The sequence below is a fragment of the Shimia sp. genome (assembly GCF_022448905.1).
Lineage (GTDB): Bacteria > Pseudomonadota > Alphaproteobacteria > Rhodobacterales > Rhodobacteraceae > Shimia.
Genome location: NZ_JAKVCW010000008.1, coordinates 194,832 through 207,896, shown reverse-complemented (window position 1 = coordinate 207,896; position 13,065 = coordinate 194,832). Strand labels below are relative to the sequence as shown.

Here is a 13,065-nt window from a genome sequence, read left to right as displayed (position 1 = left end):
CGTTCGGAACGTAGCACGCATTTAATCGTACCGAAACAAAAGGTCTCAGATCATGGCAAATTCGCCCCAGGCAAAGAAACGCGCCCGTCAGAACGAGCGTCGTCTTGAAGTCAACAAAGCCCGTCGTTCCCGCATCCGTACCTTCATCCGCAAAGTGGAAGAAGCCATCGAGTCCGGCGACAAAGCATCAGCTTCCGCAGCGCTGAAAGCAGCTCAGCCAGAACTGATGCGCGGTGTGTCCAAAGGTGTTTACCACAAGAACACCGCAGCGCGGAAAATGTCCCGCCTGGCAGCGCGGGTGAAAGCGCTGGCGTAAGCCGCACTTCACAACGTATTCGGAAAGACGCCGCTGTTTCAGCGGCGTTTTTTTGTGCTCAGCTGTAGGCGATGAAGAGCAGGGCGACCCCAAGCAGAATGCGGTAGATCACATAGGGTGTGAAGCTGATCGAGCGCAACAGTCGCATCATCAGCGCCAATGCCAAGAGGGCGGCAAAGAAGGAAAAGACGGCGGCAATGGCAGCGTCCTTGGCCAAAGCCATATTGGCCTCGGCGATGACATCCAGTGACAGCAGTGCGCCGCTGGCGATGATGGTTGGGATCGACATCAGCATCGCAAGTTTGGCGGCGTCGGCACGGGCGTAGCCGAGCTGGCGCGCGCCGGTGATAGTGATGCCGGAGCGGGAGGTGCCGGGGATCAGGGCAAGGGCCTGCCAGAGGCCCATTTTCACGGCGTCCTTGAGGGACCAATCTCCCTCGGTTTTGGTGTGCGGGCCGCGTTGATCCATCCACCAGAGCAAAATTCCAAACAGGATCATGGCCCAGCCGATCACAGCGATGGAGCGCATGGCGTCGTTCAGGCCGGTGATTTTAAGTAGAAAACCGGCGATGGAGACCGGGATGGTGGCCACGGTCAAAAGAAAGGCGAGCCGGGCACCGGGGGTGTCGAAGCGGCCGGTGAGCATGCGGGGCACTCCGCAGAGGGCCACTTTGGTGTCGCGCCAGAAATAGAGGACAACGGCGCCCAATGTGCCGACGTGGGCGGCGACATCTATGGCGAGTCCCTGATCGGGCAGCGGGGTCACTTTGGACACCAGAATCAGGTGCCCAGAGGAGCTCACCGGAAGGAATTCGGTGAGGCCCTGGATGATCGCCACCAGAAAAATGTGAAAAAGAGCCATTTTTGGCAGGATCCTTGATTGAGCGACTCACGTATAATTGGTCAATGATTCAAGGGAAACACAGAATATAAGTCCGTATCGGACCTAGAATTCGGCAATTTTTTGTATTTTCACCACGTCATTTGCCAAAAAACTGAATTATATGTCAGTATAGTTGACTTTTATGTCGGGTGAATATTTTTTAAACACACCGAACCGGAATTAATCAGGAGGCAGCTGACGTGGCAAAGCAACCTATGCTGAAATTCGTGACTGTGGATCGTGACATGCCTGAAAAGCGTGGCGCCACTGTACGTAAGGAAGATTTCAACGAAATCTACGCAGAGTTCGCTAAGGCGAAGGCAGAAGAGCAGGCAAGTCGCTGCAGCCAATGTGGCGTGCCGTATTGTCAGAGCCACTGCCCGCTGCACAACAACATTCCGGATTGGCTGCGCCTGACCGCGACTGGCCGTCTAGAAGAAGCCTATGCTGTCAGCCAAGCCACAAACACCTTCCCGGAAATCTGTGGCCGTATCTGTCCGCAGGACAGACTTTGCGAAGGCAACTGTGTGATTGAGCAGTCTGGCCACGGCACTGTGACCATCGGCTCTGTTGAGAAATACATCACCGACACGGCCTGGGAGCAGGGTTGGGTGAGTGCGATCACTCCAATGCAGGAGCGTTCCGAGAGCGTTGGCATCATTGGCGCAGGCCCTGGTGGCCTGGCCGCGGCGGACCGGCTGCGCCGTGCGGGTCTTCAGGTGACCATCTATGACCGTTATGATCGTGCGGGTGGGTTGCTGACCTACGGGATTCCCGGATTTAAGCTGGAAAAAGATGTGGTTATGCGCCGCAACCAGTTGCTGGAAGACGGCGGTGTGACCTTCAAGCTGAACTGCAACGTGGGCGAGGACATCTCCTTCCAAGAGATCCGTGACGCGCATGATGCGGTGATCATTGCGACTGGCGTCTATAAGAGTCGTGACCTTGGTGGGCCGGGTGCCGGAGCCAATGGCATCGTGAAAGCGATTGATTATTTGACCGCGTCCAACCGCGAGAACTTTGGCGACGTTGTGCCTGAGATCAAAAGCGGCGAGCTTTATGCGGAAGGCAAAAAAGTTGTTGTGATCGGTGGTGGTGACACCGCGATGGACTGTGTGCGCACGGCGATCCGTCAGGGGGCCGAAAGCGTAAAATGTCTTTATCGTCGTGACAAAGCCAACATGCCGGGTTCGCAGCGTGAGACGCAGAATGCCGAAGAGGAAGGCGTTGAATTTGTGTGGCTTTCCGCTCCGAAAGGCTTCACCGGTGGCGACAATGTCGAAGGCGTAATGGTACAGAAAATGCGTCTGGGTCAGCCGGATGCATCCGGCCGTCAGAGCCCCGAAGTGATTGAAGGTGCGGACTATGTTGAGGACGCGGACCTTGTGATCAAGGCGCTGGGCTTTGAGCCAGAAGATCTGCCTGCCCTGTGGGACCAGCCGGAGCTGGAAGTGACCCGTTGGGGCACAGTGAAAGCGCAATTCACAACCGGCGAAACCGACCTCGAAGGCGTCTATGCCGTGGGCGACATCGTGCGCGGTGCAAGCCTTGTGGTGTGGGCGATCAAAGACGGCCGCGACTGTGCCGACGCAATCCTTGAAAAGCTGGGCGCAACCCCGGCGATGGCTGCGGAATAAGTGTTAATTGGCGCGGTGCCGAGGCCCAAAAGGGACGTCGGTATTGCGTCGGTATCACGACTGTTTTGCGACTGTGCAACTTTCGACCAGCGTTTGTTAACATGACAGAGGTGTTGACCCAATGACAACGAACCCCACATCGACCAAGACCGGCGCATGCCTGTGTGGGGCGGTGCGGTTTGAGTCCGAAAAGGTGCCAGCGGAGGCAGGCATCTGTCATTGTGAGCAGTGCCGTCGCTGGACCGGTGTCGCGTTGATGGGGGTCACGGTGCCAACCGAGTCAATCCGCTGGAGCGGCGCCGAACACATCGCGCGCATCCAGAGTTCGGAGTGGGCTGAGCGGGCCTGGTGCGGCAAATGCGGCACCAACCTGTTTTACCGCGTGACTGCGGACAACGAGTGGGCCGGTGGTACGGAGATTCCGGTGGGGCTGTTTGATGATCCAAATGGGTTCGCGCTGAAGAACGAGATCTTCATTGACCAGAAGCCTGACAGCTTTGGCTTCATCGGAGAGGGTCGCAAGGAAATGACCCGGGCACAGTGCATCGCTTTGTTCAGCGATCTTGGGACGACCTGAGGGACTGGCCGCTTGATGGATCAAAGAGTCGACATTCAGATGCGGATCGCGACCGAGGACCATGAGGTGGCTTACATGCGTGGCACCGGCAATCGGTTGGTGGTCTCGCTTGGCGGAGTGGGCACAAAGCCCAATGAGATGCCGCCGTTTGAATTTGTGGGGACCGCGTCGCAGGGCGGTGAGAACCACGTGATCCTGGTCACAGAGCGGGCCAGAACTTGGATGAACAGCCCGGATTTGCCCGAGGCGATTGTGAAGGAGATAGAGACGGTGGTGGCACGCGAAGCCATTGACGAGGTGGTTGCCCTGGGCAACAGCATGGGCGGCTTTATGGCGCTTGTGTTGCCGACGCTGACCCGTGTCGACACCGTTGTGGCTCTGTCTCCGCAATTCTCCATGCATCCCAAAGTGGTGCCGGAAGAGACCCGTTGGCAGAAGTGGCGCCGCCGTTTCCCGACCTATCGGCACCGTCAGGTGCCTGCGCCACAAGACGGCACGCGCTATGTCGTGCTGCACGGCGACACGCCCGAAGAACGCATTCACTGGGCCCGCTTCCCGCAAGCGCCCAAAACCTTCAACCATTTCATCCTGCGGGGCGAGTCCCACGATCTGGTGAAAGCGTTGAAGAAACTCGACATCATGCGTCCGCTGCTTGAGCGGGCCATGGACGTAAAAACGCGCCAGGTGCGCAAACTGTTGGAAAGCCATTTCACCGTGGTGCGCAGGGAAGACCTGCCACAAGCGGAGCAAACGGCCCCAAGCTACCCCGCAACTCTGGGACAGGAGACAGCCAATGACAAAGTATGATGAAAACTGGGTCAAAGCCGAAGAAACCAAACGCGAATGGATGGCGGAGAACGGTCTCTATTCTGAAGCCGAGGAGCATTCCTCTTGTGGCGTTGGTCTTGTGGTGTCTGTGGACGGCAAACCAAGCCGCAAGGTTGTGGAAGCGGGTATCACCGCGCTGAAGGCGATTTGGCACCGGGGTGCTGTGGATGCGGATGGAAAGACCGGCGACGGCGCGGGCATTCACGTGCAGATTCCAGTGTCTTTCTTCTATGATCAGATTGAGCGCACTGGCCACGAGCCCAATAAAGACGAATTCATCGCGGTTGGTCAGGTGTTCCTGCCACGCACCGACCATGGCGCGCAGGAAGCCTGCCGGACCATCGTGGAAACCGAAGTTTTGAAGATGGGCTATCGCATCTATGGCTGGCGCCATGTGCCAGTGGATGTGACCTGTCTGGGTGATAAAGCCAACGCGACCCGGCCGGAGATTGAGCAGATCCTGATCTCCAACTCCAAAGGTGTGGACGAGGACACGTTTGAGCGTGAGCTCTATGTGATCCGTCGTCGGATTGAGAAAGCGGCTTTGGCGGCGAACATTACCGAGCTTTATATCGCGTCGCTGTCCTGCCGGTCGATCATCTACAAAGGCATGATGCTCGCGGAGCAGGTGGCGGTTTTCTATCCAGACCTGATGGATGAGCGGTTTGAGAGCGCCTTTGCGCTGTATCACCAGCGCTACTCGACCAACACCTTCCCACAGTGGTGGCTGGCGCAGCCGTTCCGCATGTTGGCGCACAACGGTGAGATCAACACTCTGAAAGGCAACCTGAACTGGATGAAGAGCCATGAGATCCGCATGGCGTCTGCTTCCTTTGGTGATTACGCCGAAGATATTAAGCCGATTGTGCCGGGTGGGGCGTCTGACTCTGCGGCGCTAGACGGCGTGTTTGAGGTACTGGTGCGCGCGGGCCGCTCGGCGCCGATGGCGAAGACCATGTTGGTGCCTGAAAGCTGGTCCAAGCAGGCGGTGGAGCTGCCGCAGGCGTGGCGTGACATGTATTCCTACTGCAACTCCGTGATGGAGCCATGGGATGGCCCGGCGGCGCTGGCGATGACCGATGGCCGCTGGGTCTGTGCCGGTCTGGACCGTAACGGTCTGCGCCCGATGCGTTATGTTGTGACCGGCGATGGACTGCTAATTTCCGGCTCGGAAGCGGGCATGGTGCCGATTGATGAAGCCACTGTGGTGGAAAAAGGCGCGTTGGGTCCGGGTCAGTTGCTGGCCGTGGATATGAAAGAGGGCAAGCTTTATCACGACACAGAGATCAAGAACAAACTCGCCAGCGCACGTCCGTTTGGAGAGTGGGTTGGCAAGATCCGTGATCTGGGCGACGAACTGGCCACTGTGGAAGAGACAGCCACCTTTACCGGTGAAGAGCTGCGTCAGCGTCAGATCGCGGCGGGTTACTCCATGGAAGAGGTTGAGCAGATCCTTGCGCCGATGGCGGAGGACGCGAAAGAGGCGCTGGCCTCGATGGGCGATGACACGCCATCTGCCGTTCTGTCGAAGATGTACCGCCCGCTGAGCCACTTCTTCCGTCAGAACTTCTCTCAGGTGACCAACCCGCCGATTGACAGCTTGCGTGAATACCGCGTGATGTCGCTGAAGACGCGGTTTGGCAATCTGAAGAACGTGTTGAGCGAAGATGGCAGCCAAACCGAGATTGCGGTTCTGGAGAGCCCGTTTGTGGCCAGCGGCCAGTTTGAGCGCATGCTTGAGGCGTTTGACGACACGGTTGTGACCATCGACTGTACCTTTGACGCGGGCAGCCATGATGGCGCGTTGCAGACCGGTTTGGAGCGTATCCGGGCGGAAGCCGAGGACGCGGTGCGCTCCGGTGCGGGGCACATTGTGCTGACCGATCAGGCGCAGGGTGCGGACAAGGTTGCGATGCCGATGATCCTAGCAACCAGCGCGGTGCACAGCTTCTTGACCCGCAAAGGTTTGCGGACCTTCTGCTCGCTGAACGTGCGCTCTGCCGAGTGTATCGATCCGCATTATTTTGCCGTGCTGATTGGCGCCGGTGCGACGGTTGTGAACCCGTATCTGGCCGAAGACACGCTGGCGGATCGCATTCAGCGCGGTCTGGCGGATGGCTCGCTGACCGAGAATATGGCGCGCTACCGTGAGGCGATTGACCAAGGTCTGCTGAAGATCATGGCGAAGATGGGGATTTCGGTGATCTCCTCTTATCGCGGCGGTCTGAACTTTGAGGCCGTGGGCCTGTCCCGTGCGATGTGTGCGGAATACTTCCCGGGCATGACCAGCCGGATTTCCGGCATTGGTGTCAGCGGCATTCAGCACAAGGTCGAAGAAGTACACGCCAAAGGCTTCAAGTCGGGCACCGATGTGTTGCCGATTGGCGGCTTCTACAAGGCACGTAAGTCTGGTGAGACCCACGCGTGGGGTGCACAGACAATGCATATGATGCAGGCGGCCTGTGACCGTGCGTCTTATGAGATGTGGAAGCAATATTCTGCGAAGATGCAGGCGAACCCGCCGATCCATCTGCGTGATCTGCTGAACATCAAGCCGTTGGGTGAGGCCATTCCGATTGAGGAAGTGGAAAGCATCACCGCGATCCGGAAGCGTTTCGTGACGCCGGGCATGTCTTTGGGCGCGCTGTCTCCTGAGGCGCACAAAACCCTGAACGTTGCGATGAACCGGATTGGTGCAAAATCTGACTCCGGTGAGGGCGGCGAAGATCCGGCACACTTTGTACCGGAGCCAAACGGCGACAACCCGTCTGCGAAGATCAAGCAGGTGGCGTCGGGTCGTTTTGGTGTGACCGCCGAATACCTGAACCAGTGTGAAGAGCTGGAAATCAAAGTGGCCCAGGGTGCGAAGCCCGGTGAAGGCGGCCAACTGCCGGGCATGAAGGTCACCGACTTGATTGCGCGACTGCGGCACTCCACCAAAGGTGTGACCCTGATTTCACCGCCGCCGCACCACGACATCTATTCGATCGAAGACCTTGCGCAGCTGATCTATGACCTGAAGCAGATCAACCCACGCTGTAAGGTGACGGTGAAGCTGGTGGCGTCCTCGGGCGTTGGCACAATTGCGGCCGGTGTGGCGAAGGCGAAAGCCGACATCATCCTGATCTCCGGCCACAACGGTGGCACCGGTGCCTCGCCTGCGACCTCGATCAAATACTGTGGTCTGCCATGGGAGATGGGTCTGACCGAGGCACACCAAGTGCTCGCAATGAACAACCTGCGCGAGCGGGTGACCCTGCGGACCGATGGCGGTCTGCGGACCGGTCGTGACATCGTGATGGCCGCGATGATGGGGGCGGAAGAGTACGGCATTGGTACCGCCGCGCTGATCGCGATGGGCTGTATCATGGTGCGTCAGTGTCAGTCCAACACCTGCCCGGTTGGTGTGTGTACTCAGGACGAAGACCTGCGTGCGAAATACACCGGTACGGCGGATAAAGTGGTGAACCTGATCACCTTCTATGCGCAGGAAGTGCGGGAAATCCTCGCCTCCATCGGTGCGAAGTCCTTGGATGAGGTGATTGGCCGTGCGGACCTGCTGGCGCAGGTATCTCGTGGCTCTGCTCACCTTGACGATCTGGACCTGAACCCGCTGCTGATCACCGTCGATGGAGCGCATGACATCGTCTACAACCGCGACAAAGACCGCAACTACGTGCCTGACACGCTGGACGCGGAAATTGTCCGGGATGCGGCGCGCTTCCTTGAGGATGGTGAGAAGATGCAGCTGTCTTACGCGGTGCAGAACACGCACCGGACTGTGGGCACCCGTACCTCAAGCCACATCGTGCGCAACTTTGGTATGCGCAACGCGCTTCAGGAAGATCACCTGACCGTCAAGCTCACCGGCTCTGCGGGCCAGTCGCTGGGGGCCTTTGCGGCACCTGGTCTGAAGATCGAAGTGTCTGGCGATGCCAACGACTACGTGGGCAAAGGCCTGTCTGGGGGTACCGTTGTGGTGCGTCCGCCCATGGCGAGCCCGCTGACGGCGGCCGACAACACCATCATCGGCAACACGGTTCTCTACGGTGCCACCGACGGTTACCTGTTTGCCGCAGGGCGTGCCGGTGAGCGTTTTGCGGTGCGGAACTCCGGTGCGAAGGTTGTGATCGAAGGCTGTGGCGCCTGTGGCTGTGAATACATGACCGGCGGTATCGCGGTGATCCTTGGCGATATTGGCGCCAACTTTGGCGCGGGCATGACCGGTGGTATGGCCTATCTTTATGATCCGGAAGGCAAGGCCGAAGGGGTTATGAACCTCGAGACTTTGGTGACGACACCCGTGGCAGTGCAGCATTGGGAAGATCAACTGAAAGGCCTGATCGAGCGCCATGTCGCGGAGACTGGCTCTGCGAAGGCGCGCGATATCCTGCAGCATTGGGATGTTGAAAAAGCCAACTTCCTGCAGGTCTGCCCTAAAGAGATGCTGGTGCATATCCCGCAGCCGTTGACTCAAGAAGGCACAGCTGTTCCAGCGGAATAACGCTGGATCAGAGACACAAAAGACCCCCGCTGGTGCAAACTGGCGGGGGTTTTCTTTTGGCGGAGGCTGCGATTGCCTATGGGCCGTGGTGCCTGCCTGCTTTGAAGATCCAGACTGCCAAGGCTGGGAACAAGAAGAACTCGAGCAAAACGGATGGCAGTACGGCCATGTTCAGGAGTGTGGCCAAGTCCGGCGTGGTGAAGCGGGCCAGACCGCCGAGAAAGACGATGCCGCACAGCACAATCAAGGTGATGCGCAGGGAGTGAAACAGAAAAGCGCCAGCCAGAAACACCAGACCGAAGCTGGTGAACACCCCACCCAAGAAGCGCACATGGTTGTCTTGGGCGTTGAAATCCGTGGGGTTGAGCACGTCGACAAAATCAGTGGGCCCCATCCAGCCTGAGGTGCGAATGCCGCCGAAAACCACGTCCAGACCAAGAAATAGAATGCAGAGCCCAATGAGGGCCAGAAGGGCGCGTAGGAGCATGGTCGAGCGGGTCACGAGAAGGGCCTCTTTTGGTTTTGGTGTTGCGGTCGTTACTGGACGGGCTGTGCATTTACAAGCAGATCAAGCCTTTGCGCCGTATAAATAAATGTGGCTTTTTGGGATTTATCAAGGATCGGTCCATACTGCTGTCAGCCATGGAGGATGTTTGATGCGATTTTTCAAAGCGATTGTGACAGTGGCTGCACTGACAGCCGGGAGTTCTGTGTCCGCAGGAGAGTGCGGGTTTGCCCAGTGTTGGGGCGCAGTTGGCATTGGTCCTGGCGGGGCCTGGGGCTATTCCTACGGCAAGTATTCAGAAGCCGACGCGGTGAACGCCTTGCAGGGGGAATGTGGCTGGGATTGTGACAACGTGCACACCTTCTACAACACCTGTGGGGCCATTGCGGAGGGCACCTCTGGAAATTGGGGCTATGGCTGGGCTGGGACGCGGTCTCAGGCGGAAGACAATGCCTTGGGGTATTGTTATCAGAACGGCGGTGGCTGCAGCGTTCGGGTCTGGGCTTGTTCGCCGTAGGCTTGCGCTATGGGCGGTGAGGCTCTACTCCCTTTGCCAAAGACGGCGGCAGGGACATGGCCAAGAAAGCAGCCAAATCAAAGCCCAAGACAAAGGGCACCAATAAGAGCACGGCGACTCCGAAAGCTGGCGTGATTAAGCGCCAGTGGGCGCGGCTGCGCTATTGGTGGCGACGGGTGCTGATGTGGGCGGTGTCGTTGTTCATCTTCTCGATCCTGATTTTCATTGTGATCAATCCGCCCACGACCTGGACGATGATTGGCGAGAAGCGGCGATTGGGGCAGGTGGATTATCAATGGGTGCCGATTGAACAGGTGGCGCCGGTGATGCGCCGGTCCGTGGTGGCGGCGGAAGATGCGAATTTCTGTCTGCATTGGGGGTTTGACGTGGAGGCGATCCGGGATGCAATTGCCGAAGGCGCGGGGCGAGGCGCAAGCACGATCAGTCAGCAAACCGTGAAAAACGTCTATTTCTGGCAAGGGCGCAGTTGGCCGCGCAAGGCGATGGAAACACTGATGACGCCGCTGGTGGAGATGACCTGGACCAAGCGGCGGATTCTGGAAGTTTATCTGAATGTGGCTGAGTTTGATGAAGGTGTGTTTGGTGTGGAAGCGGCGGCGCGGCATTACTTTGGTGTCGGGCCAGAGGATTTGACGCCGGTGCAGGCCGCGCGGTTGGCGGCGGTGTTGCCCAACCCCAAGCAGCGCTCTGCCAGCAAGCCCACAGCGGCGGTGCGGCGACGGGCCGCGGCGATCCTGGATGGGGCGGAAACCATACGCGGAGAAGCGCGCGCGGCGTGTTTTGCGGATTGAAATATGCGCAGGGGCAAGGCATTGAAGGACAAAGCCCAACAACATTGCGACCCTGCTGATGAACCGTCTGTTCCATGTGCCCTTGTCTCCGTTTTGCCGCAAGGTGCGCCTCGTGATGGGGGAAAAGCGGCTTGAGGTGGAACTTGTAGAGGAGCGCTATTGGGAGCAAGATCCCGATTTCCTGCGCCGCAATCCAGCCGCCAAAGTGCCGGTCCTGAAGATGGACGGCAAGATGATGGCGGACAGCAACGCCATCTGTGAGTATCTGGAAGAGAAGTATCCCGACCCGGCGTTGATGCCGCGTGACCCGGATGGGCGCTATGAGGTGCGGCGGCTGGTGGCGTGGTTTGACGACAAGTTCCACCATGAGGTCACCGCGAAGCTTTTGTATGAGCGGGTCAATCGCAAGCTGATGGGCACGGGCTATCCGGACAGTTCCAATGTGAAAGCCGGGGCCAAAGCTATCAAATATCACCTCGATTATACGCATTGGCTGCTGGACCACCGCCGTTGGCTGGCGGGGGATGTGATGACCTTGGCGGATTTCACGGCGGCGGCGCATTTGAGTGCGCTGGACTACATCAGTGACGTGGATTGGAACCGCTCTGCGGTGGTCAAAGACTGGTATGCCACCATCAAATCGCGTCCGGCGTTCCGGGCTGTGTTGGCGGATCAGGTGCCCGGCTTCCCGCCGCCTGCGCATTATGCTGATCTGGATTTCTGATCGCGGGCGCTGGCAAGGGGGCTGTCTGCCCCCTCGGCCTGACGGCCTCACCCCCGAGGATATTTTCGGACTGAGAAGGCGGGGGTGTCATGGCGGATGATCTGACCACCCGCATGAAGGCGGAAGCTGTGTCCTTGGGCTTTGATCTGGCCAAAGTGTGCCGGCCGGATTCGGTGGGCCATGTGGCGGCGGGTTTGGATGGATTTCTCGCCAAAGACTACCACGGGCAGATGCAATGGTTAGAAGCGCGCAAACATTGGCGCTCGGACCCGTCGGTGCTGTGGCCGGAGGCGCGCTCTGTGATTATGCTTGGGGAAAGCTACACGCCGGAGCATGACCCCACGGCGGTGCATGGCGCGCCGGATCGGGCGGCGATCTCGGTGTACGCGCAGAATCGCGATTACCATGACACGGTAAAAAAGCGCCTCAAACGCCTTGCGCGGTGGTTGATTGCCGAGACCAGCCCGGAGACCGAGGTGAAGGTGTTTGTCGACACTGCGCCGGTGCCGGAGAAGCCGTTGGGGCAAGCGGCGGGGCTGGGCTGGCAGGGCAAGCACACCAATCTGGTGAGCCGCGATTTGGGCTCCTGGTTCTTTATTGGCTCGGTGTTCACCACGCTGGAGCTAGAGACGGACAAGGCGGAAATTGATCATTGCGGGTCCTGTCGCGCCTGTCTGGATGCCTGTCCAACCAAGGCCTTTCCGGCACCGCATCAGATTGATGCGCGGCGGTGTATTTCCTACCTGACCATTGAGCATCATGGGCCGGTAGATGAGGACTTGCGCGGGCTCATGGGCAACCGGATTTATGGCTGTGACGATTGTCTTTCGGCCTGTCCCTGGAACAAGTTTGCCCAAGATGCGCGGGAGATGAAGTATCACGCGCGCGACGAGTTGATTGCGCCAAAGCTGGCGGAGCTGGCTGTGCTGGAAGACGCGGAGTTTCGCACGTTTTTCTCTGGCTCGCCGATCAAACGGATTGGGCGCAATCGCTTTGTGCGCAATGTGCTCTATGCGATTGGCAACTCCGGGGATGCGGCTTTGCAGGAGGTGGCGCAGGGGCTGTGCGAGGACGCGGACCCCACGGTGGCGGATGCGGCGCGCTGGGCGGTGCAGAGGTTGTCGTGATGCGGGACGGGGCAGTGGATCAGGTCACGCTCTTTGGCTTCAAGGAGAGCATCTACACCCAAGTGGTGAAGATGGCGCTGGCGGCAAAAGGCGTGGCGTTTGAGATGAAACGCGACAATCCGTTTGAGGCGGGGCCATCCGGGCCACATCCGTTTGCGCGGGTGCCGGTGCTGCTGCATGGGGAATTTGCGATCTATGAGACGGCGGCGATCACGCGTTATGTGGATCGGGCGTTTGACGGGATCGGGCTGGCTGCGGAGGACGCGGAATCGCTGGCGCGGATGGATCAGGTGATCGCGATTGCCGACAATTATGCCTATTGGCCGATGGTGCGGCAGGCCTATGCCCATGGGGTGGTGCGCAAACAGGCCGGGATCGATTGGGACAAGGCACTGGTGCAGGACGGGCTACGCGCGGCGGAACCAGTGCTGAAGGTGCTGGACGAGATGGCCAGCGAGGGCTGGGTGCTCAACGGGTTGCGGATTTCGCTGGCGGATTGCCATGTGGCGCCGATGGTCGCGGCCTTTGCGCAGCTGCCCAAGGGGCGCAAGATGATTGCGCAGTTTTCGGCGCTGTCCTGTTGGCTGGAGTGGGTCACCCACAGCCGCGCCTTTCGGCAGGCAGTGGGGACGTAG

12 protein-coding genes are annotated in these 13,065 nt (G+C 59.0%); 10 read left to right on the top strand and 2 right to left on the bottom strand.

The genetic code is table 11. The features are described 5' to 3' along the window. Nucleotides 1-52: 52 nt before the first annotated feature. Nucleotides 53-316 carry a 30S ribosomal protein S20 gene (rpsT, locus tag MK208_RS11865; protein WP_294116735.1) on the top strand — a complete coding sequence of 88 codons (264 nt, stop codon included), beginning with the start codon at nt 53-55 and terminating at the stop codon, nt 314-316. Nucleotides 317-374: 58 nt separating this feature from the next. On the opposite strand, the gene MK208_RS11860 is transcribed toward rpsT, so the two are convergent. After that, complete coding sequence (locus MK208_RS11860; RefSeq protein WP_294116734.1) at nt 375-1,178, bottom strand: undecaprenyl-diphosphate phosphatase; 804 nt, start codon at nt 1,176-1,178, stop codon at nt 375-377. 221 nt (nt 1,179-1,399) lie between these two features. On the opposite strand from MK208_RS11860, the gene MK208_RS11855 reads away from it, so the two are divergent. The 4 genes from MK208_RS11855 to gltB all read left to right on the top strand — a co-directional run bounded on the left by MK208_RS11855 (nt 1,400) and on the right by gltB (nt 8,745). Continuing rightward, entirely contained in the window at nt 1,400-2,836 is a 1,437-nt protein-coding gene (locus MK208_RS11855) for an NAD(P)-dependent oxidoreductase (protein WP_294116733.1), read from the top strand. A gap of 121 nt (nt 2,837-2,957) precedes the next feature. Further along, nucleotides 2,958-3,413 (top strand): GFA family protein, encoded by a 456-nt coding sequence (locus tag MK208_RS11850; RefSeq protein WP_294116732.1) that lies wholly within the window; start codon nt 2,958-2,960, stop codon nt 3,411-3,413. A gap of 15 nt (nt 3,414-3,428) precedes the next feature. Continuing rightward, nucleotides 3,429-4,220 (top strand): hypothetical protein, encoded by a 792-nt coding sequence (locus MK208_RS11845; RefSeq protein WP_294116731.1) that lies wholly within the window; start codon nt 3,429-3,431, stop codon nt 4,218-4,220. Continuing rightward, nucleotides 4,207-8,745 carry a glutamate synthase large subunit gene (gene gltB, locus MK208_RS11840; RefSeq protein ID WP_294116730.1) on the top strand — a complete coding sequence of 1,513 codons (4,539 nt, stop codon included), beginning with the start codon at nt 4,207-4,209 and terminating at the stop codon, nt 8,743-8,745. The genes MK208_RS11845 and gltB overlap by 14 nt, the downstream gene beginning before the upstream one ends. 76 nt (nt 8,746-8,821) lie before the next feature. Here gltB and MK208_RS11835 read toward each other — a convergent pair whose 3' ends face one another. Continuing rightward, nucleotides 8,822-9,247 carry a DUF4345 domain-containing protein gene (locus MK208_RS11835; protein ID WP_294116729.1) on the bottom strand — a complete coding sequence of 142 codons (426 nt, stop codon included), beginning with the start codon at nt 9,245-9,247 and terminating at the stop codon, nt 8,822-8,824. A gap of 154 nt (nt 9,248-9,401) precedes the next feature. On the opposite strand from MK208_RS11835, the gene MK208_RS11830 reads away from it, so the two are divergent. From MK208_RS11830 to MK208_RS11810, 5 genes are all read left to right on the top strand, one after another. Beyond that, nucleotides 9,402-9,767: a DUF4189 domain-containing protein gene (locus tag MK208_RS11830; protein WP_294116728.1), complete on the top strand. Its 366-nt coding sequence runs from the start codon at nt 9,402-9,404 to the stop codon at nt 9,765-9,767. 56 nt (nt 9,768-9,823) lie between these two features. After that, a complete protein-coding gene (gene mtgA / locus MK208_RS11825; protein WP_294116727.1) occupies nt 9,824-10,579 on the top strand; it encodes a monofunctional biosynthetic peptidoglycan transglycosylase in 756 nt (251 codons plus the stop codon). 58 nt (nt 10,580-10,637) lie between these two features. Further along, the gene (locus MK208_RS11820) at nt 10,638-11,303 is read left to right on the top strand and encodes a glutathione S-transferase family protein (protein WP_294116726.1); all 666 of its coding nucleotides are present in this window, start codon (nt 10,638-10,640) and stop codon (nt 11,301-11,303) included. An 89-nt stretch (nt 11,304-11,392) separates the two neighbouring features. Then, nucleotides 11,393-12,430, top strand: a complete 1,038-nt coding sequence (gene queG / locus MK208_RS11815) for a tRNA epoxyqueuosine(34) reductase QueG (protein WP_294116725.1) — start codon at nt 11,393-11,395, stop codon at nt 12,428-12,430. Further along, nucleotides 12,430-13,065, top strand: a complete 636-nt coding sequence (locus tag MK208_RS11810; RefSeq protein ID WP_294116724.1) for a glutathione S-transferase family protein — start codon at nt 12,430-12,432, stop codon at nt 13,063-13,065. Before queG ends, MK208_RS11810 begins: the two co-directional genes overlap by 1 nt.

Coding starts and splice junctions, on each gene's coding strand:
- queG (WP_294116725.1), top strand. CDS start 11,393: ATGGCGGATGATCTGACCACCCGCATGAAGGCGGAAGCTGTGTCCTTG.
- MK208_RS11850 (WP_294116732.1), top strand. CDS start 2,958: ATGACAACGAACCCCACATCGACCAAGACCGGCGCATGCCTGTGTGGG.
- MK208_RS11860 (WP_294116734.1), bottom strand. CDS start 1,178: ATGGCTCTTTTTCACATTTTTCTGGTGGCGATCATCCAGGGCCTCACC.
- MK208_RS11845 (WP_294116731.1), top strand. CDS start 3,429: ATGGATCAAAGAGTCGACATTCAGATGCGGATCGCGACCGAGGACCAT.
- gltB (WP_294116730.1), top strand. CDS start 4,207: ATGACAAAGTATGATGAAAACTGGGTCAAAGCCGAAGAAACCAAACGC.
- MK208_RS11830 (WP_294116728.1), top strand. CDS start 9,402: ATGCGATTTTTCAAAGCGATTGTGACAGTGGCTGCACTGACAGCCGGG.
- mtgA (WP_294116727.1), top strand. CDS start 9,824: ATGGCCAAGAAAGCAGCCAAATCAAAGCCCAAGACAAAGGGCACCAAT.
- MK208_RS11820 (WP_294116726.1), top strand. CDS start 10,638: ATGAACCGTCTGTTCCATGTGCCCTTGTCTCCGTTTTGCCGCAAGGTG.
- MK208_RS11810 (WP_294116724.1), top strand. CDS start 12,430: ATGCGGGACGGGGCAGTGGATCAGGTCACGCTCTTTGGCTTCAAGGAG.
- rpsT (WP_294116735.1), top strand. CDS start 53: ATGGCAAATTCGCCCCAGGCAAAGAAACGCGCCCGTCAGAACGAGCGT.